We start from the raw sequence: 19,349 nt of genomic DNA on the forward strand, positions 1-19,349 counted from the left end.
AGGACGAGAAATAGGAACATGTTCTAGTTGCCGAATCAGGGCCCACGCTAGCGCAAGTAGGGTGGTCGGTTGTGACACGAGACGGCCGCCGACCCACACTATGGGCGATCAGCGACCTACACACCGGTCACACCGGCAACAAGCCGATCACCGAGTCGCTGCATCCGTCGACGCCCGACGACTGGCTGATCGTCGCGGGGGACGTGGCAGAGCGGACCGACGAGGTCCACTGGTCGCTCGACCTGCTCCGCAAGCGCTTCGCCAAAGTCATCTGGGTGCCAGGCAACCACGAACTGTGGACCACCAACCGCGACCCCATGCAGATCTTCGGCAAGGCCCGTTACGACTACTTCGTCAACATGTGCGACGAGATGGGCATCGTCACCCCCGAACACCCTTTTCCGGTGTGGACCGAAGAGGGTGGCCCGGCGACCATCGTGCCGATGTTCCTGCTGTACGACTACTCGTTTCTTCCTCAGGGCGCGGCGACCAAAGCCGAGGGGCTGGCGATCGCCCGCGAGCGCAACGTCGTCGGCACGGATGAATTCCTGTTGTCGTCGGAGCCGTATGCCACCCGCGACGCGTGGTGTCGCGACCGGGTGTCCTACACCCGCAAGCGCCTCGAGGACCTCGACTGGATGGACCAGACGGTGCTGGTGAACCATTTCCCGCTGGTCCGCGAACCCTGCGACGCGATGTTTTACCCCGAGTTCTCACTGTGGTGCGGCACCACCGCCACCGCCGACTGGCACACCCGCTACAACGCGATCTGCTCGGTCTACGGCCATCTGCACATCCCGCGGACCACGTGGTACGACGGGGTGCGACACGAAGAGGTATCCGTCGGTTATCCGCGAGAATGGCGGCGCCGCAAGCCATATCGATGGTTGCGCCAGATACTGCCCGACCCGAAGTACGCGCCCGGCTATCTCAATGAGTTCGGCGGCCACTTCCAAATCACGCAGGAGATGCGCGACCACGCCGAGAAGGTGCAGGAGCGGGTCAAGGCCAGGCAGTCATGACCGCTGCTCCGCTGCTCGCGGTGGTGCTGCCAGAGGCCGAGGCGCTGGCGGCGGCCGAATTGTATAACGACCCACCGGGATTAGCGCCGCTGCCGGAAGAGGAGCCACTGATCGCGAAGTCGGTGGCCAAGCGGCGCAACGAGTTCATCACCGTGCGCCACTGCGCCCGGCAGGCCCTCGATGAACTCGGTGTGCCGTCGGTGCCGATCCTCAAGGGGGACAAGGGCGAGCCCTGCTGGCCCGACGGTGTCGTCGGCAGCCTCACCCATTGCACGGGTTTTCGCGGTGCGGCCGTCGCCAGGCGCGGTCAGGTGCGCTCGGTGGGCATCGACGCCGAACCGCACGACGTGCTGCCCAAGGGCGTGCTCGACGCGGTCAGCCTGCCGAAAGAGCGCGTCGAACTGCAACAGATGCCGCATGGTTTGCATTGGGACCGAATCCTGTTCTGCGCCAAGGAGGCGACGTATAAGGCGTGGTTTCCGTTGACGCACCGCTGGCTTGGTTTCGAAGATGCGCACATCACCTTCGGAGTCGACGGCAGCGGCACCGCGGGCACGTTCGAGTCACGCATTCTGATCGATCCGGCCGCCGAGTCAGGCCCGCCGCTGGAGACGTTGTCGGGACGCTGGTCGGTTCGCGACGGGCTGGCGCTGACGGCGATCGTCGTATGACCCACGCTGGAATTGTCGTAGTCGACAAACCGGCGGGCATGACGAGCCATGACGTCGTCGGCCGCTGCAGGCGCATCTTCGGCACCCGCAAGGTTGGCCACGCGGGCACACTCGACCCGATGGCCACCGGCGTGCTCGTCGTCGGGATAGAACGCGCCACCAAGATCCTCGGCCTGCTGACGACCACCGACAAGTCCTATTCCGCCACCATCCGGCTCGGCCAAACCACATCCACCGATGACGCCGAAGGTGAAGTCTTGCAATCGGTTTCGGCCAGCGCCGTCACCGACGATCAGATCGGTGACGCGGTCGGCGCGCTGCGCGGTGAGATCGCGCAGGTGCCGTCGGCGGTCAGCGCCGTCAAGGTCGGCGGCAAGCGCGCCTACAGACTGGTCCGCGAGGGCCAGACGGTCGAACTCGCGCCGCGCAACGTTCGCATCGAAAGGTTCGATGTGCTGGCCATCCGCCGGCACGACGAACTCATCGACGTCGACGTCGAAGTCGACTGCTCGAGCGGCACGTACATCCGCGCGCTGGCCCGCGACGTCGGCGATGCACTGAAAGTCGGCGGACATCTGACCGCGCTGCGGCGCACCAGAGTCGGCCGGTTCGGGCTCGATCAGGCTCGCATTCTCGATGACCTCGCCGAGCGGCCCCGCCTGAGCTATTCACTTGATGAAGCCTGCCTGCAATCGTTTCCGCGCCGCGATCTGACCGACGCCGAGGCCGAGGACACCCGGCACGGACGGCCGCTGGACGCCGCCGACATCGACGGCGTCTACGCTGCCACCGCACCCGATGGAAGAGTTATCGCGCTGCTGAAAGACCAAGCGTCACGGTCGAAGTCGGTTGTTGTGTTACGCCCTGCCACCCTGTAGTCGCATACTGGCTAAGTGGGAACGCCTTATAAACTTCTTCAGTTGGCCCTGGCCGTGTTCGGAGTGATCATGCTGCTGCTGTATCCACTTGCGTGGGTGTGGCCATCGGGCTGGGCATGGCATCACGGCCCCCCACACGATTCGGTGTATTTCATGATGATCGTCGGCATTTATGCGACACTCGGAGTGTTCCTGCTGAGCGCCGCGCGCAACCCCGCGACCCACCTCAGCGTGATCTGGTTTGCGGTGTGGTCCAGCGTCGTGCACGCCACGATCATGGCGGTGCAATCCCTCACCGGCGAGCACCAATTGGGCCATCTGTTCGGTGATGTTCCAGCACTTCTGCTGGTGGCCATCGTGCTGTCGGCGCTCGTGATGTCGGCCGGACTGAAGCAGCCGGAACCTGACCCAGCGGGATCGCGCTAGCCGACCACCCAGATCGCTTCTGCCGCAGGGCTTCCTAGGTCGACCGTGGTGCCGGGATCGTCCTCCCTGGCGTTGGCGGACTTGATGGCCACCGAGATCATGCCTGCGAAGTCGCGTCGGGCCAGCACATGCAGCCGTGAGTCCAAGCTGATGCCGACAGTGTCGAAGTACCGCAGCATCTCGGGGTCGGCGTCGGAGATGCGGGCCACGGTCCCGGACTCCCCGTTCTGGCAGACCGACAGCTGTCGCGCATCCGGGGTGGGCACCTGGCCGTCCTTGGCCGGGATCGGATCGCCGTGCGGGTCGCGGGTGGGGTGGCCTAGCTTGGCGTCGATCCGGTCGAGCATCCGGTCGGACACCGCATGCTCGAGCACCTCGGCCTCATCGTGCACCTCGTCCCAGCTGTAGCCCAGTTCGCGGACCAGGAACGTTTCCATCAGCCGATGCCTGCGCACCATGCCCAGCGCGGCGCGCCTGCCCGCCTCGGTCAGCGTCACGGCCCCGTACTTCTCGTGATCGACCAGACCCTGGTCGGCGAGCTTGCGGATGGACTCCGATGCTGTGGACGCCGACACGCCGATCCGCTCGGCGAGCAGCTTGGTGCTGACTTTCTCCAGCGACCACTCCTGGGCGGTCCAGATGACTTTGAGGTAGTCCTGGGCAACCGTGCTCAGGTCGCGAGGATTGCCTTCAGGACTCACAGTCAGAAAGTTTAGGCAATCTTCACCTGATCTGGTGGTCCAGCGAAGCCCTGCGCACCTCTGCGCCGTAGGCTGGCGGCTGTGCAGCGCTGGCGGGGGCAAGACGACATCCCGACGGACTGGGGTCGATGCGTCGTTACGATCGGCGTCTTCGACGGGGTGCATCGGGGACATCAGGAGCTGATCAGTCACGCCGTGAAGGCAGGCCGGACCCGCGGCGTGCCGTCGGTGCTGATGACGTTCGACCCGCACCCGATGGAGGTCGTGTTCCCTGGCAGCCATCCCGCACAGCTGACGACGCTGACCCGGCGCGCCGAACTCGTCGAGGAACTCGGCATCGACGTCTTTCTGGTAATGCCGTTCACCACCGACTTCATGAAGCTCACTCCGGAGCGCTACATCCACGAGCTGCTGGTCGAACACCTGCACGCCGTCGAGGTCGTGGTGGGGGAGAACTTCACCTTCGGCAAGAAGGCCGCGGGCAACGTCGACACGCTGCGCAGGGCGGGCGAGCGGTTCGGCTTTGCCGTGCAAGGCATGTCGCTGGTCAGTGAGCACCACCAGAACGAGGACATCACGTTCTCGTCTACCTACATCCGATCCTGCGTGGACGCGGGCGACATGGTCGCCGCGACCGAGGCGCTCGGCCGTCCGCACCGCGTCGAGGGCGTGGTGGTGCGCGGCGAGGGACGAGGCATGGTGCTGGGCTTTCCTACCGCAAACGTGGCGCCGCCGATGTACTCGGCGATCCCGGCCGACGGCGTCTACGCCGCCTGGTTCACCGTGCTGGGTCACGGCCCCATCACCGGCAGCGTCGTGCCCGGCGAGCGTTATCAGTCCGCGGTGTCGGTTGGCACCAACCCGACGTTCTCGGGGCGCACCCGCACCGTGGAAGCGTTCGTCCTCGACACCAGCGCGGACCTGTACGGCCAGCACGTCGCGGTCGATTTCGTCGCCCGCATCCGTGGCCAGGAGACGTTCGACCGGGTCGAGGACCTGGTGGCGACCATGGGCGACGACACCGAGCACGCCCGCACGATTCTTTCTGCGGGCTGAGGCACTGTTAGACTCCCTGCCGACCCGGCGTGTGCTGCAGTTCGCGGTGGCTACGCCTTAGAAGAATTAGTCGCGGACCTATTGATGGAGTTATTTCGTGGCGCTCACTGCCGAACAAAAGAAGGACATTCTGGGCCAGTACGGCCTGCATAACACCGACACCGGCTCCCCAGAAGCCCAGGTCGCGCTGCTGACCAAGCGCATCTCCGACCTGACCGAGCACCTCAAGGTGCACAAGCATGACCACCACTCGCGGCGCGGTCTGCTGTTGCTGGTCGGCCGTCGCCGCCGGCTGCTCAAGTACGTCGCCCAGGTGGACGTCGAGCGCTACCGCTCGCTGATCGAGCGGCTCGGCTTGCGCCGCTGAGCGGCTCATCGAGCTGACGTCGCTGACGCCCGAGCCCGGGTTATTCGGCCTCGTAGGAGGCCCAAGGTACGATGGCTTCGTTCGCCAGCCGGATCGGCTCGAACAAATCGGGTGCGGTTTCGCATATCCGCGAACCCGCTCCCGCGTCTCATATCGGGACCCGCCCTGATCGCGCGGTCTTCGGTAGTGGCTGCCGGGTAGCAATCCCGACAGCTTCGATCGATGGCCGTAGCCGCATCAAGGCCGGTGGTTCACACGCTGTGACGACGCGAAACAGCTAAACAGTGAAGACACTGAACCAAGAGAGGCCATACGGACGCACATGTCTGTAGTCGAAATTGAAGACGGCGTATACGAATCCACCGCCGTGATCGACAACGGGAGCTTCGGCACCCGCACCATCCGCTTCGAAACCGGTCGGCTCGCCCAGCAGGCCGCCGGCTCCGCCGTCGCTTACCTCGACGACGAGACGATGCTGCTGTCGGCGACCACCGCCAGCAAGAACCCGAAGGACCACTTCGACTTCTTCCCGTTGACCGTCGACGTGGAGGAGCGCATGTACGCCGCGGGGCGCATCCCCGGCTCGTTCTTCCGTCGTGAGGGTCGTCCCTCCACCGACGCGATCCTGACCTGCCGGCTGATCGACCGCCCGCTGCGCCCATCGTTCGTCGATGGCCTGCGCAACGAGATCCAGGTCGTGGTCACGGTCATGTCGCTCGATCCCCAAGAGCTCTACGACGTGGTGGCGATCAACGCCGCGTCGATGTCCACCCAGCTGGCCGGTCTGCCCTTCTCGGGCCCGATCGGCGGTGTGCGGGTCTCGCTGATTGACGGCACCTGGGTCGCTTTCCCGACCGTCGAGCAGGGCGAAAAGGCCGTGTTCGACATGGTCGTCGCCGGGCGTGTGCTCGACGACGGTGACGTCGCGATCATGATGGTCGAGGCCGAGGCGACGGAGAACGTCGTCGAGCTGGTTGCCGGCGGTGCCCAGGCACCAACGGAAACTGTTGTGGCAGAAGGCCTGGAGGCCGCCAAGCCGTTCATCAAGGCGCTCTGTGCGGCGCAGCAGGAGCTCGCCGATCGTGCGGCCAAGCCGACCGGCGAGTACCCGGTCTTCCCCGATTACGGCGATGACGTGTACTACTCGGTCGCATCGGTGGCCACCGACGAGCTGTCCAAGGCGCTGACCATCGCGGGCAAGAACGAGCGCGATGACCGCACCAACGAGATCAAGGCCGAGGTGCTCGAGCGGCTGGCCGAACAGTTCGCGGGTCGCGAGAAGGAAATCGGCGGCGCATTCCGGTCGCTGACCAAAAAGCTTGTGCGCCAGCGCATCCTGACTGATCACTTCCGCATCGACGGCCGCGGCGTCACCGACATTCGCGCGCTCTCTGCCGAGGTGGCCGTCGTACCGCGGGCGCACGGCAGCGCGCTGTTCGAGCGTGGCGAGACCCAGATCCTCGGTGTCACCACGTTGGACATGGTCAAGATGGCTCAGCAGATCGACTCGCTCGGGCCGGAAACCAGCAAGCGCTACATGCACCACTACAACTTCCCGCCGTATTCGACCGGTGAGACCGGCCGCGTGGGTTCGCCCAAGCGGCGCGAGATCGGCCACGGCGCGCTTGCCGAGCGGGCGCTGATGCCGGTGCTGCCCGGCATCGAAGAATTCCCGTACGCGATCCGCCAGGTGTCGGAGGCGTTGAGCTCCAACGGATCCACGTCGATGGGTTCGGTGTGCGCGTCGACCCTGTCGTTGCTGAATGCCGGTGTGCCCCTCAAGGCGCCGGTGGCGGGCATCGCAATGGGCTTGGTGTCGGACGATGTCGAGGTTGACGGCAACACCGAGCGGCGCTTCGTCACCCTCACCGACATCCTCGGCGCCGAGGATGCGTTCGGTGACATGGACTTCAAGTGCGCAGGCACTAAGGACTTCGTCACCGCGCTGCAGTTGGACACCAAGCTCGACGGCATCCCGTCGCAGGTGCTGGCCGGTGCGCTGTCGCAGGCCAAGGATGCCCGGCTGACCATCCTCGAGGTGATGGCCGAGGCCATCGACAGCCCCGACGAGATGAGTCCGTACGCGCCGCGGATCACCACGATCAAGGTCCCGATCGACAAGATCGGCGAGGTCATCGGGCCCAAGGGCAAGATGATCAACTCGATCACCGAGGAGACCGGCGCGCAGATCTCGATCGAAGACGACGGCACGGTGTTCGTCGGCGCCTCGGACGGCGCCTCGGCGCAGGCAGCGATCGACAAGATCAACGCGATCGCCAACCCGCAGCTGCCCAAGATCGGTGAGCGGTTCCTCGGAACCGTGGTCAAGACAACCGATTTCGGTGCATTCGTGTCGTTGCTGCCGGGCCGCGACGGCCTGGTGCACATCTCGAAGCTCGGCAAGGGCAAGCGGATCGCCAAGGTCGAAGACGTGGTCAAGGTCGGCGACAAGCTGCGCGTGGAGATCGCCGACATCGACAACCGCGGCAAGATCTCGCTGATACTGGTCTCCGAAGAGGACACCGCCGAACCCGCCGACGAGGCACCCGCTGACGCACCCGTCGATGCCGCAACCGCCAGCAGCTAGGTCCCGGGCACTGCATCGCGGCGCCCGCGCTGACGAAACGTCGGACGCGGTGCGCTGCACCACCTTGCCCGGTGGCCTGCGTGTCGTCACGGAATTCATCCCGTCGGTGCATTCGGCATCGGTGGGCGTATGGGTTGGGGTCGGATCGCGCGATGAGGGACACAGCGTGGCAGGCGCCGCGCACTTCCTCGAGCACCTGCTGTTCAAGTCGACTCCTACCCGCACTGCAGTCGAAATCGCGCAAGCGGTCGACGCTGTCGGCGGTGAGCTGAACGCGTTCACCGCCAGAGAGCACACCTGCTACTACGCGCACGTGCTCGACACGGACCTCGCGTTGGCCGTCGATCTGGTTGCCGACGTGGTGCTGCGCGGCCGCTGCGCCGCAGAAGATGTCGAAGTCGAACGTGACGTCGTGCTCGAGGAAATCGCGATGCGCGACGACGATCCAGAGGACACGCTCGGCGATGTATTCCTTTCGGCGATGTTCGGCGAGCACCCAGTGGGCCGTCCGGTGATCGGCAGCGTCGAGTCCATCTCGGCGATGACGCGCGCGCAGCTGCATTCTTTCCACCTCCGGCGCTACATCCCTGAGCGGATGGTGGTGGCCGTTGCGGGCAACGTCGACCACAACGAGGTGGTTTCGCTGGTACGAGAACACTTCGGGCCGAGGCTGATTCGCGGCCGACACCCGGTGGCACCGCGCAAGGGCACCGGCCGGGTCACCGGCAAGCCGACCCTGCGGCTTGTCCACCGTGACGCAGAGCAGACGCATCTGATGCTCGGGGTGCGCACTCCGGGACGACACTGGGAGCACCGATGGGCGCTGTCGGTGCTCAACACCGCGCTCGGCGGCGGCCTGAGTTCCCGGCTGTTCCAAGAGATTCGGGAAACGCGTGGCCTGGCGTACTCGGTGTACTCGACCATCGACACGTTCTCCGACAGCGGCGCGCTATCGATTTACGCGGGGTGTCAGCCCGAGCGGTTCGATGAAGTCGTCCGGGTGACCGCCGACGTGCTGGAGAAGGTGGCGCGCGACGGCATCACCGAGGCGGAATGCCGCATCGCCAAGGGTTCCATGCGCGGTGGGCTGGTGCTCGGGCTGGAGGATTCCGGCTCGCGGATGAACCGCATCGGCCGCAGCGAGCTCAACTACGGCGAGCACCGCAGCATCGCGCATACCCTCGGCAAGATAGACGCTGTCACCCTGGCGGAAGTCAACGCCGTCGCACGCCAATTGCTGACCCGGCCCTACGGTGCCGCAGTCCTTGGCCCGCAACGATCGAAAAGGTCGCTGCCACAGCCGCTTCGGGGTATCGCACGCTGACCCGTAGTCTGGAGCCGATGACTGGAGTGTCTAGGCGGCGCGCGCTGATCGGCGGATTGACGTTCGCGACCGCAGCCGCATTCGCGACCAAACCCGCGGCGGCGGATCCGGCGGCGCCAACGCCGCGGATTCAGAATCGCATCGCAGCGCTGGAGCGACGCTACGACGCATACGTCGGCCTGTTCGCCGTTGACGTCGACGACGGCCGCGCCATCTCGCACCGCGGCCAGGAAGCGTTCGCCATGTGCTCGACGTTCAAGGGCTACGCGTCGGCACGGGTGCTCCAGATGGTCGAACAAGGTCAGCTGACGTTGGACCAGCGAGTGTTCGTCGACCCCGCAGCAACCGTCGCTAACTCGCCGAGGACGGCGCCGCGCGCCGGCGGCGACATGACGCTCGACGAACTGTGCCAGGCCGCGCTGCGGGTCAGCGACAACACCGCGGGCAACCTGCTGTTGCAAACCATCGGCGGGCCGCCCGCCATCACCGCGTTCGCCCGAAGCATCGGCGATCCGAGCACAAGGCTGGATCGCTGGGAGACCGAACTGAACTCGGCGATCGCCGGAGACCCGCGCGACACCAGCACGCCAGAGGCACTCGGCGGCGGGTATCGCAATCTGCTCACCGGTGACGCGCTCGCCCCGCCACAGCGCCAGCAGCTCGAGGACTGGATGCGCGCGAATGAGACGTCGAGCATGCGGTCCGGCCTGCCACCGCAATGGACGACAGCCGACAAAACAGGCAGCGGCGCCTACGGCAGCACCAACGACGTCGGCATCGCCTACGGCCCCGACGGTCAGCGAGTGCTGCTTGCGCTGATGACACGTTCGCAGGTCAACGACCCAAAGGCCCAGAATCAGCGGGCGCTGATCGGCGAACTCACCGCGCTGCTCGTACCCGAACTCTCGTCGTAGGCGCACTGCGAGGGAAACACCCGATTCCTCGGCGGCCCTTCTGCAATACCTTTTGCCCAGAAGACGAGCCGCGCCTGCGTAGCGGACCGGCGAGGGGACGGAGCAGTAGACGTGGCGATCGAGACGATAGCGATTCATCACGCGACGGACGTCGGCACGGGTGCGGTCGCGGTCGTCGACGAACATGACGCGATCCACGCGGCGGTCGAGTTGTGGTGCAGCAAGGCCCAGCCGAGCATTCCGTTGGCGGGTACCTACTTCTCGGCCGAAGAGTTCCTCGTCGAGCATCCTTCGCCCTTCGTGTCAGAGGTGGGTCCGATCGTGCTGGAATTGCAGCAGCGCAACGGGGTCGACTTCACCGGTTTGGACCGCATCGTCTCGCGCGGGCACCGCGTAATCGTCTACTCGCACATCGCAACTGACGAAGTGGTCTTGACCGCGCTGAATCGCGGCGCTGTCACCTACTTGACGAAATCCGAAAGTAAGGATCATTTGATCGACGCGATCCGGGCGGCGGGAACCGACACGCCCTACGTCGGACCGCGAATGGCCTTGGCGATGCTCAACGACAGCACGATTGGCCGCGCGAACCTCGCCCCGCGGGAGAAGGAGGTGCTGATCGCTTGGTTTCGTACCGAGAGCAAGGATGTCGTTGCGCGCCAACTGCAGATCGCACCGACAACCGTTCGCACTCACCTTCAGCGCGTCCGCGCCAAATACGCCGCGGTGGGACGACCCGCCCCCACCAAGGCGGCACTGGTGGCCCGTGCCATTCAGGATGGCATCGTCAACGTCGATGACATCTAGCCGTGCGACCCTGAATACCCTTGCAGTGAAGCCACGCGATACTCGGAATCTGTCGACGCGTAATCCGGCGCACATCGGCAATCCGTAGTCACTTGTGCTGCGCGGTTACCGAGCCAGCGGAGTGCCGACCAGTCTCGATGCCGACGTCGGCGGCGCCGTACAATATTTGCCATAGCAATTAGGTCTTTATCCATTCAACGAAATGCGGGTCAGCGGTCTCCGCAATGGCTGTCATTCACGAGGCGCCGAATGTCATGGGGTTCGAGGAGCGACCGGTTTATGCCGTGCGGGTGAATTTCTGGCCGTAGCCGCCCGCCACGCACCGAGATCGTCGATTTGAGCAACATCACTGAGCCTCGGCGACCTGGTCGCCCGGCAACCCCTCGCGGCCGGGCGACCGGTCTCCCGTGGCACCTGAGGCGCTGGCTCTTCGTGAGCCGTGGCGGCGGTCAGATGCCCTGCTTTTCCTTCTCTGCCGTGGGATTTTACCCCCGGCGCTGTTCCTGCGTGCTAAGACCGTATGCCCTCTGGCGTCAGATTCACACGAGTAGTGCAGTTTTGGTTCGACATCGTGTCGACTTCTCAGCCGCCGGAGGCAGCAAATACCCACCGAACGTCAGTAATGTCATCATGATCGCCCCGCGTCGGCATGATGACGTGGCAAACTGCAGGATTTATTCCCAATAGTGGGATCGAAATCCCGGAATTGGGATGATCCAGCCGAATGCGAGACGGCCGCGAAATTATCGTGCAGAGCAATTTGCTGAATGTGCACGATTCGGACCGTCACCTGGTTCATCCTGTCTCCTCTTGGTACAGGAGATGACGCTATGGCAATCCGCGGGCGTGGGAATCGGGCGATTCCCTACGGTTGTCGCCGGCGATCCCCATACAGCAGCAAACCCGGGCACCGCTCAATTGCGGCGCGCCGGGTTCGCGGGGGTGGTAAGCGTTAGGCCAGGACAGCTGCTGGGTCCGTGAACGGAATGTCGAGGTCGGTGGCCACCTGCTCGGAGAGCAGCGCCCCTTCGTGCGTAGAGAGGCCCTTGGCAAGCGCTGCATCGGCCTGGCAGGCGGCCTGCCAGCCCTTGTCGGCCAGCTTCAGCACATACGGCATCGTGGCGTTGGTCAGCGCATAGGTCGACGTGCGAGGCACTGCGCCCGGCATGTTGGCCACGCAGTAGAAAAGCGTGTCGTGCACGGCGAACGTCGGTTCGTCGTGGGTGGTGGGCCGTGAATCCTCGAAGCAGCCGCCCTGGTCGATGGCGATGTCGACCAGCACCGCGCCCGACTTCATCTGCGCGACAGTCGAATTCGTCACCAGCTTGGGTGCCTTGGCGCCGGGTACCAGAACTGCGCCGATCACCAGGTCGGCTTGCTTGACCGCATCTTCCAGATCGAGGCTCGACGAGTAGCGGGTCTCGATGGCGCCGCCGTACTCGGCGTCGATCTTGCGCAGTGTGTTGACGTTGAGGTCGAACACGGTGACGTGCGCGCCCATACCCCATGCCACGGCGGCGGCGTTGTCGCCGGCCATGCCACCGCCGATGACCACGACCTTGGCCGGGGCGACGCCGGGGACGCCGCCCATCAGGACGCCGCGACCGCCCTGGGTGCGCATCAGGTGGTAGGCGCCGACCTGAGCCGAAAGTCGGCCGGCGACCTCACTCATCGGTGCGAGCAGCGGCAGGGCACCGTCGGCGGTCTGCACCGTTTCGTAGGCGATCGACGTGGTGCCGGATGCGAGCAGAGCGTCGGTGCACGGCCTGGACGCCGCCAGATGCAAGTAGGTGAACAAGGTCTGGCCCTTGCGCAGCCGGGAGTACTCGGCCTCGATCGGCTCCTTGACCTTGAGTAGCAGGTCGGCTTCTTCCCACACCTGGTCGGCGCTGGTGATCAGCTGCGCGCCCGCCCGCTTGAAGTCGGCATCGGTGATGGCCGAACCTTCACCGGCGCCCGACTGGATGATCACCTCGTGGCCGCGGTGAACCAGCTCGGCGACACCAGCGGGGGTGATGGCGACGCGGTATTCGTTGTTCTTGATCTCGGTCGGGATTCCGACGCGCATGACGGCTCCTAAAAGACGTGTTTACTACCCAAAGTGTGAAGAACTTTCGGTGTAATGGCAATCACTCCGAAGACACCACGGTAGACTGAGGATATGCCCGAAGGATTGACGAAAACCGTGGCGGCCCCGGTGCGGTCGTCGAAGGATGTTCGGCCGGTCGAGATCGACGACGTCGACCGCCGCATCCTGACCGCACTGCATGCCGATGCGCGGGTGTCCAACAGCGCGCTGGCCGATCTGATCGGCATCGCCCCGTCGACGTGTCACGGCAGGGTGCGTCGACTGCAGGAGGTCGGCGTGATTCGTGGCTTTTACGCCGACATCGATCCCGCCGCTATCGGACTCACGCTGCAAGCGATGATCTCGGTGAGCCTGCAATCCAACGCCCGCGGCAAGATTCGCAACTTCATACAGCAAATCCGCTCCCGACCGCAGGTGATGGATGTGTACTTCCTCGCGGGCGCGGACGACTTCATCCTTCATGTCGCCGCACGTGACACCGACGACCTTCGCGCGTTCGTGGTGGAAAACCTCAACGCCGATGCCGACGTGGCCGGCACGCAGACGTCGCTGATCTTCGAACATCTCCGCGGGGCGTCACCGCTCTAGGGCCGACCGCTAGTTCAGCCGGGACCCGACGCCGTCCCCCAGCCACCGAAGCTAGGGTGGGCCCATGCGAGTCGGAGTACTTGGCGCCAAAGGCAAGGTCGGCGCGACTATGGTTGCAGCGGTCGAGGCCGCTGACGATCTCACCTTCACTAGCGGGGTCGACGCGGGCGATCCGTTGAGCCTGTTCTCTGACAGCCAGACCGAGGTCGTCATCGACTTCACACACCCCGACGTCGTGATGGACAACTTGAAGTTCCTGATCGACAACGGAATTCACGCCGTGGTCGGCACCACCGGATTCACCGACGAACGTCTGAGCCAGGTCAACAGTTGGCTCAAAGACAAGTCCGACGTTGCGGTGCTCATCGCCCCGAACTTCGCCATCGGCGCGGTGCTGTCAATGCATTTCGCCCAGCAGGCGGCCCGCTTCTTCGAGTCTGCTGAAGTCATCGAACTGCACCACCCGCAGAAGGCCGATGCGCCGTCGGGTACGGCGGGCCGCACCGCCCGCCTCATCGCGCAGGCGCGAAAAGGCCTGCCGCCCAACCCGGACGCGACCAGTACCGGCATCGACGGCGCGCGCGGCGCCGATGTCGACGGCATCCCGGTCCACTCCGTGCGGCTCGCCGGGCTGGTGGCTCATCAGGAAGTGCTCTTCGGTACGCAAGGGGAGACCCTGACGATCCGGCACGACAGCCTGGACCGCACCTCGTTCGTGCCGGGTGTGCTGCTGGCCGTGCGAGCGGTCGGCGAACACCCCGGCCTCACAGTCGGTCTCGAGCCCTTCCTCGACCTGACGTGAAATCCGACGGGGCCCGCGCACTGCGTATCCAGCTGGTGATCGGCTTCATGTGCGTGGCCCTGATCGTCTATTTCGTCATGCTCGGCCGCATCGCGATGGCGTTCATCACCTCCGGCCGGGCCGCCGCCATCGGCCTCGGCCTTGCGCTGATGGGCCTGCCGTTGATCGGGATCTGGGTGATGGTCAGCACGTTGAGAGCAGGCCTCGCCCATCAGCGGCTGGCCCGCCTTGCCAAGGAAGAAGGGATGGAGCTCGACGTCAGTTCCTTGCCGCGGATGCCCTCTGGTCGGATCGAACGCGACGCCGCCGACGCGCTGTTCGCGACCGTCCGCGACGAGCTGGAAGCCGATCCCGATAACTGGCGGCGGTGGTACCGGCTGGCCCGCGCCTACGACTATGCGGGCGACCGCGGCCGCGCCCGCGAGACGATGCGCAGGGCCGTGGACATGCAGGAGCACGAATGACCAAGACGCTGCTGATCGTCCACCACACTCCGTCGCCGTTCATGCAGGAGATGTTCGAGGCGGTGCTGGCCGGCGCCACCGACCCGGAGATCGAGGGCGTCGAAGTGGTGCGGCGTCCCGCTCTCACCGTTTCACCGACCGACGTGCTGGAGGCTGACGGTTATCTGCTGGGCTCCCCGGCGAACCTCGGTTACATGAGCGGAGCGCTCAAGCACGCTTTCGATGTCTGTTACTACCCATGCCTCGACGCGACGCGGGGGCGACCGTTCGGCCTGTACCTGCACGGCAACGAGGGCACCGAGGGGGCGGAAACGGGCGTCACCGCGATCACGACCGGGCTAGGTTGGGTGAAAGCCGCTGAGTACGTGGTGGTGTCGGGCAAGCCGAGCAAGGACGACCTTGAATCCTGTTGGGAACTCGGCGCCACCGTCGCCGCTCAGCTGATGGAGTGACCGGGGGACCCGATGCTGAATTGGCTCGCGCTTGTCATGGCGACAATTCTGATGATGGTCCTGCACACCTGGCGGTATCGTCAGTGAGCCAGCGTCCATGATGCCGGCACGTCCGGTTAATTCTCTGGTCAGGCAGACAACTTTCGGTTAGGCATGATCGATGGGGGACAACGCCGTACACACCAAGCGCCGCGCGATGGGCGCTTGCGACATCGCGCAGGCTGCGCTATTCGCCGACATCCTGTCCGCCGAAGTCGCGACACTGCGTGCCCAGGTACGCAAGGCGGAGAAACAGTGGGATGACCGACGCGGCCGCAGCCACCAGGATGTCGATACGCCGGCTCGGCTGCTGCGGTTGCGGGAGCAACTCGATGAGGCAAAGCGGCTGTCCGCGCGGCTGCGGAAACTGTCCACGCAATAATGTGACCCTATGCGAACGGCTTTTCAAGAGCAGCTACATGCCCTGACCGCCGATATCGCCGAACTCTGCGGGTTGGCCGGAGCGGCGATGGAGCGCGCTACCCAGGCCCTGCTGCAGGCGGACCTCGTGCTGGCCGAAGAGGTGCTCGCCGACCACGAGGCGTTCACGTTACGGATCAAGAAGACCGAAGAGGCGGCGATCACGCTTCTCGCCCTGCAGGCCCCGGTTGCGGGCGATCTGCGCCTCGTCATCAGTTCGCTGTCAAACCTCGCCGATGTCGATCGGATGGGGGCCCTTGCGCTGCACGTCGCCAAGCTCACCCGCCGCCGCCACCCCTCCAAAGCGTTGCCCGAGGAGGTCAACGGCTACTTCACCGAAATGGGTCGGATCGCCGTCGACATCGGTAACGGCGTCAAAGACGTTGTGGAGTCCGGCGATCCAGACCGAGCGGCACAACTCGATGATGACGATGACGACATGGACAATCTGCACCGGCACCTGTTTTCGGTGCTGATGGACCGGGAGTGGAAACACGGTGTCGCCGCCGCGGTCGACGTGACCTTGCTTAGCCGCTACTACGAACGGTTCGCCGACCACGCCGTCGCGATCGGGCGCCGGGTCATCTTCCAGGCCACCGGCCGGCCGACGGAATGACGGAGGGAACATGCCCGGTATCGCTGAAATCGCTTTGGGCGCAGCACCGATCGCAGGGGGCGCCTTGTTGGGTGTGGCCGCCGGTAATCTGAGGCCGCCGGACATCCGCGGAATGATCGCCAAGGACATGGACTTGCTCGAGCGGATTCCCGACGATCGGGCCGAATTGAAGGCCCGGCTGAAGGCCAGCATCGATCGGCGGATCGACGATCTCGTCAAGGCGGACGAGCGTAGCCGCGAACTCCGAATCGCCGCGATGTCGTACACCGGAAATTGGCGCGACATTGTGGTGTTCTTATGCGCCATCCTATTCACGATTGTCTGGTGGAATGTCAGCCACAGCCGAGCCAACTGGCTGGTGATGTTCATCGTGATGATCGTCGTGTCCGTGGTCGCAGGCGTCTACGCGGGGCGCGGGCTACTGCGGGCGTTCGGCAAATTCATGCACCGAAACGGCACTAACGAATAACGTCGACCCGCGGCTGGGTTACCCCAAACGCCAACTGCAGCAATCGATTTCCCTCGCGAATGACTTCCTCCGCGACATCGAGACGACGGTACGGCTGAACCCGTAGGCTCGTCTCCTCGCCTTTTCCGACGAGTTCCCATGTGCCCGAGACGAATCCGTCGACCAGCACCGTGCCGGGGAACACCCCGTTCTTGCCTGCGAACAATCGCTTGCGGTGATCGTCCGAGATCACCCGCGTGCGATCGGCGTGTGAAAGCAAGATGTTGTCGAATGGGGCGACGAGTCGCACCGGTGCCGGTACGTCAGGATCGGGCCGTGGCGCATTTGGGACGTCATAAAGAGTCTGTCCGCCTTCGCTTTTCAGTTGGACCACCTTCATCCGCTCGAGAACCTCACCCAGCCGGGTGAGGCCGCTCCACGTCTGCACGTCAGCGGCGCTCGCTGGGCCGAAAGCCGCCAGATACCGCATCAACAGGTCGTCAATCGTCGGGAGCTTGCCTCGCGGCTTCCCAAGCCAGGCGGTCGCGGTGGTCAGCCGGACCTGCCCGCTGCGTTGCCACAACGCCCGCGGCGGAACCTGTACCAACGGCAACTTGCTACGAGCGGCTTCCGCCAGCGACCCGGGTGGTGTGTCCGGCCACTTTTCGGCGAGCCGGGCTCCCACCTCGCCGGGCGTCAGCTGCTCGGCATCCAGAAGCCGTTCCGCCGCGTCGACGACCGCCGAAAGATCGACCGCCGCCAGCGCCTTGCCGTGTGTGGTGTTGCCGCGCAGCATCCGATCCAGTGCAGGCTGGACCAACGGGCGCAGCCGGTGACAGTCCTTCGCGGTGACGAGGTGGATGGTGCCGCGCATCAGCACGATCCGAACGGCCTTTCGCGTGGTGAGCAGGTCGGACAGCTGCTCGCCGGTGAAGCCGTCCAGTCGGCTCCACAACCCGTAGTAGGGCGCGAACGGCGCCTGCGCCTGCATGCCGACCAAGTGCTCGATCGCGTCCAGCGCGCCCATCGATGAGCGCTGCAACAGCATTTGACGAGCGAGTGTGGCTCGGTTCAGCGCCCGCCGCGAAACCCTCAATTCGGCAGTGCGGACCCGAATAGCTCCTGCAACGCGATCCAGTGCCGCTCGGCGGCGTCTTCGTCATACGGCGGGTTATCGGGCACCGCGAAACCGTGCGCAGCGGGGTAGAACTCGACTGTGTGCGTGACGTTCGCGGCGGTCAGAGCCTTGTCCAGGGTCTCGGCCTGCTCGGGGGTGAACGAGCCGTCGTTCTCGGCGCCCGCGACGTAAACCGTCGCCTTCATCTGGTCGGCGAGCAGATGCGGGCTGGCCGCGTCGTCGGTGACCAGGCCGCCGCCGTGAAACGATCCCGCGGCCGCCACCCGGTCGGGCACTCGGCCTGCGACGATGACCGACGTCCGGCCGCCCATGCAATAGCCGCAGACGCCGAATGCGTCACCCTTGACCTCGGGCCGCGACGCGAGGAAGTCGAAGAACGCCGTCGCGTCCGAGGCGATCATGTCGGGCGTGACGCTGCCGACCATCGTCATCAGGCGCTTGCGCTGCTCGGGGTCGCCGAACACGGTCTGCATGTCGAACGGCTCCCAGTCGCCGCTGCGGTAGTACACGTCGGGCAGCAACACGGCGTGGCCGAAGCCGGCCAGCCTGGCCGCCATCTCCTGGAACGTCTGCCGGACACCGCCGGCGTCGGGGTACATCACGACCGCCGACCAGGGGCCGGTGCCGTTGGGGGTGTGCAGGGTCACGGGACAGGTGCCGTCGGGCGTGGTGACGGTCGCGGAGATACTCGGCATGGCATCCGTTGTACTCGTCGTCTCCGGACGTAAGCTGAGCGGCGTGCCGATAGCAACGCCGTATGAGGATCTGCTGCGGTTGGTGCTCGACAGCGGTACGCCGAAATCGGACCGCACCGGCACCGGCACCCGCAGCCTGTTCGGCCACCAGATGCGCTACGACCTGACCGCCGGCTTCCCGCTGATCACCACCAAAAAGGTGCATACCAAATCGGTGATCTACGAGCTGCTGTGGTTTCTGCGCGGCGACTCCAACGTGCGGTGGCTGCAGGAGCGTGGCGTCTCGATCTGGGACGAATGGGCTTCGGAGACAGGCGATCTGGGCCCGGTCTACGGTGTGCAGTGGCGGTCGTGGCCCACGCCGTCGGGTGAGCACATCGATCAGATCAGTGCGGCGCTCGAGCTGCTGAAGACCGATCCCGACTCGCGACGCAACATCGTCTCGGCCTGGAACGTCGGCGAGATCCCGCAGATGGCGTTGCCGCCCTGCCACGCGTTCTTCCAGTTCTATGTCGCCGACGGACGGCTGTCGTGTCAGCTGTATCAGCGCAGCGCCGATCTGTTCCTCGGCGTGCCGTTCAACATCGCCAGCTACGCGCTACTCACCCACATGATGGCCGCGCAGGCGGGGCTAGGAGTCGGCGACTTCATCTGGACCGGCGGTGACTGCCACATCTACGACAACCACGTCGAGCAGGTCACCGAGCAGCTATCGCGCAACCCCCGGCCATATCCGAAACTGGTTCTGGCGCCGCGTGATTCGATCTTCGACTACATCTTTGACGACGTCGCCATCGTCAACTACGATCCGCATCCGGCGATCAAGGCCCCCGTCGCCGTATGAG

At 65.1% G+C, this 19,349-nt stretch carries 22 protein-coding genes; 18 read left to right on the forward strand and 4 right to left on the reverse strand.

The window, feature by feature from the left end; all coding sequences use genetic code 11:
• Window positions 1-71: 71 nt before the first annotated feature.
• Genes MYCSM_RS11920 through MYCSM_RS11935 form a run of 4 tightly spaced genes read left to right on the forward strand, consistent with a single transcriptional unit; the run spans window position 72 to window position 2,997 of the window.
• Complete coding sequence (locus MYCSM_RS11920) at window positions 72-1,022, forward strand: metallophosphoesterase family protein (protein ID WP_015306404.1); 951 nt, start codon at window positions 72-74, stop codon at window positions 1,020-1,022.
• Entirely contained in the window at window positions 1,019-1,693 is a 675-nt protein-coding gene (gene pptT, locus MYCSM_RS11925) for a 4'-phosphopantetheinyl transferase PptT (protein WP_015306405.1), read from the forward strand. Before MYCSM_RS11920 ends, pptT begins: the two co-directional genes overlap by 4 nt.
• Window positions 1,690-2,571, forward strand: coding sequence for a tRNA pseudouridine(55) synthase TruB (truB, locus tag MYCSM_RS11930; RefSeq protein ID WP_015306406.1), 882 nt, complete (start codon window positions 1,690-1,692; stop codon window positions 2,569-2,571). Before pptT ends, truB begins: the two co-directional genes overlap by 4 nt.
• Before the next feature lie 15 nt (window positions 2,572-2,586).
• Window positions 2,587-2,997 carry a DUF6632 domain-containing protein gene (locus MYCSM_RS11935; protein ID WP_015306407.1) on the forward strand — a complete coding sequence of 137 codons (411 nt, stop codon included), beginning with the start codon at window positions 2,587-2,589 and terminating at the stop codon, window positions 2,995-2,997.
• Here MYCSM_RS11935 and mntR read toward each other — a convergent pair.
• Window positions 2,994-3,698 (reverse strand): manganese-binding transcriptional regulator MntR, encoded by a 705-nt coding sequence (gene mntR / locus MYCSM_RS11940; RefSeq protein WP_015306408.1) that lies wholly within the window; start codon window positions 3,696-3,698, stop codon window positions 2,994-2,996. The genes MYCSM_RS11935 and mntR overlap by 4 nt on opposite strands.
• A gap of 81 nt (window positions 3,699-3,779) precedes the next feature.
• Between mntR and MYCSM_RS11945 the strand changes: the two genes are divergently transcribed.
• From MYCSM_RS11945 to MYCSM_RS11970, 6 genes are all read left to right on the forward strand, one after another.
• Complete coding sequence (locus tag MYCSM_RS11945; RefSeq protein WP_015306409.1) at window positions 3,780-4,754, forward strand: bifunctional riboflavin kinase/FAD synthetase; 975 nt, start codon at window positions 3,780-3,782, stop codon at window positions 4,752-4,754.
• Between the two features lie 97 nt (window positions 4,755-4,851).
• A complete protein-coding gene (gene rpsO, locus MYCSM_RS11950; protein WP_015306410.1) occupies window positions 4,852-5,121 on the forward strand; it encodes a 30S ribosomal protein S15 in 270 nt (89 codons plus the stop codon).
• Between the two features lie 322 nt (window positions 5,122-5,443).
• Window positions 5,444-7,708: a polyribonucleotide nucleotidyltransferase gene (locus tag MYCSM_RS11955; RefSeq protein WP_015306411.1), complete on the forward strand. Its 2,265-nt coding sequence runs from the start codon at window positions 5,444-5,446 to the stop codon at window positions 7,706-7,708.
• Window positions 7,686-9,032 carry a M16 family metallopeptidase gene (locus tag MYCSM_RS11960; RefSeq protein ID WP_015306412.1) on the forward strand — a complete coding sequence of 449 codons (1,347 nt, stop codon included), beginning with the start codon at window positions 7,686-7,688 and terminating at the stop codon, window positions 9,030-9,032. The genes MYCSM_RS11955 and MYCSM_RS11960 overlap by 23 nt, the downstream gene beginning before the upstream one ends.
• A gap of 17 nt (window positions 9,033-9,049) precedes the next feature.
• Window positions 9,050-9,946 (forward strand): class A beta-lactamase, encoded by an 897-nt coding sequence (bla, locus tag MYCSM_RS11965; RefSeq protein WP_015306413.1) that lies wholly within the window; start codon window positions 9,050-9,052, stop codon window positions 9,944-9,946.
• 111 nt (window positions 9,947-10,057) lie between these two features.
• Window positions 10,058-10,753: a LuxR C-terminal-related transcriptional regulator gene (locus MYCSM_RS11970; RefSeq protein ID WP_015306414.1), complete on the forward strand. Its 696-nt coding sequence runs from the start codon at window positions 10,058-10,060 to the stop codon at window positions 10,751-10,753.
• Window positions 10,754-11,705: 952 nt separating this feature from the next.
• Here the strand turns inward: MYCSM_RS11970 and ald are convergent.
• Complete coding sequence (gene ald, locus MYCSM_RS11975; protein ID WP_015306415.1) at window positions 11,706-12,821, reverse strand: alanine dehydrogenase; 1,116 nt, start codon at window positions 12,819-12,821, stop codon at window positions 11,706-11,708.
• Between the two features lie 93 nt (window positions 12,822-12,914).
• Between ald and MYCSM_RS11980 the strand changes: the two genes are divergently transcribed.
• The 7 genes from MYCSM_RS11980 (at window position 12,915) to MYCSM_RS12010 (ending at window position 16,692) form a co-directional block, all read left to right on the forward strand.
• Entirely contained in the window at window positions 12,915-13,430 is a 516-nt protein-coding gene (locus tag MYCSM_RS11980; RefSeq protein ID WP_015306416.1) for an Lrp/AsnC family transcriptional regulator, read from the forward strand.
• A gap of 64 nt (window positions 13,431-13,494) precedes the next feature.
• Window positions 13,495-14,232 (forward strand): 4-hydroxy-tetrahydrodipicolinate reductase, encoded by a 738-nt coding sequence (dapB, locus tag MYCSM_RS11985; protein ID WP_015306417.1) that lies wholly within the window; start codon window positions 13,495-13,497, stop codon window positions 14,230-14,232.
• 47 nt (window positions 14,233-14,279) lie between these two features.
• Window positions 14,280-14,696 carry a hypothetical protein gene (locus tag MYCSM_RS11990; protein WP_051073895.1) on the forward strand — a complete coding sequence of 139 codons (417 nt, stop codon included), beginning with the start codon at window positions 14,280-14,282 and terminating at the stop codon, window positions 14,694-14,696.
• Window positions 14,693-15,148 (forward strand): flavodoxin family protein, encoded by a 456-nt coding sequence (locus MYCSM_RS11995; RefSeq protein ID WP_015306419.1) that lies wholly within the window; start codon window positions 14,693-14,695, stop codon window positions 15,146-15,148. Before MYCSM_RS11990 ends, MYCSM_RS11995 begins: the two co-directional genes overlap by 4 nt.
• A gap of 160 nt (window positions 15,149-15,308) precedes the next feature.
• Window positions 15,309-15,569 (forward strand): hypothetical protein, encoded by a 261-nt coding sequence (locus tag MYCSM_RS12000; protein ID WP_015306420.1) that lies wholly within the window; start codon window positions 15,309-15,311, stop codon window positions 15,567-15,569.
• 9 nt (window positions 15,570-15,578) lie between these two features.
• Window positions 15,579-16,223: a phosphate signaling complex protein PhoU gene (gene phoU / locus MYCSM_RS12005; protein WP_015306421.1), complete on the forward strand. Its 645-nt coding sequence runs from the start codon at window positions 15,579-15,581 to the stop codon at window positions 16,221-16,223.
• 10 nt (window positions 16,224-16,233) lie between these two features.
• Complete coding sequence (locus MYCSM_RS12010; RefSeq protein ID WP_015306422.1) at window positions 16,234-16,692, forward strand: hypothetical protein; 459 nt, start codon at window positions 16,234-16,236, stop codon at window positions 16,690-16,692.
• Here MYCSM_RS12010 and MYCSM_RS12015 read toward each other — a convergent pair.
• Together MYCSM_RS12015 and MYCSM_RS12020 are read right to left on the reverse strand one after the other, a co-directional pair.
• Entirely contained in the window at window positions 16,682-17,719 is a 1,038-nt protein-coding gene (locus MYCSM_RS12015; RefSeq protein ID WP_157681318.1) for a winged helix DNA-binding domain-containing protein, read from the reverse strand. The two genes, MYCSM_RS12010 and MYCSM_RS12015, sit on opposite strands and share 11 nt — an antisense overlap.
• 44 nt (window positions 17,720-17,763) lie before the next feature.
• Window positions 17,764-18,504: a dienelactone hydrolase family protein gene (locus MYCSM_RS12020; protein WP_015306424.1), complete on the reverse strand. Its 741-nt coding sequence runs from the start codon at window positions 18,502-18,504 to the stop codon at window positions 17,764-17,766.
• Between the two features lie 43 nt (window positions 18,505-18,547).
• Between MYCSM_RS12020 and MYCSM_RS12025 the strand changes: the two genes are divergently transcribed.
• Window positions 18,548-19,348: a thymidylate synthase gene (locus tag MYCSM_RS12025; protein ID WP_015306425.1), complete on the forward strand. Its 801-nt coding sequence runs from the start codon at window positions 18,548-18,550 to the stop codon at window positions 19,346-19,348.
• Window position 19,349: the final 1 nt, after the last annotated feature.

Origin of the sequence: Mycobacterium sp. JS623, assembly GCF_000328565.1 — a bacterium.
GTDB lineage: Bacteria > Actinomycetota > Actinomycetes > Mycobacteriales > Mycobacteriaceae > Mycobacterium.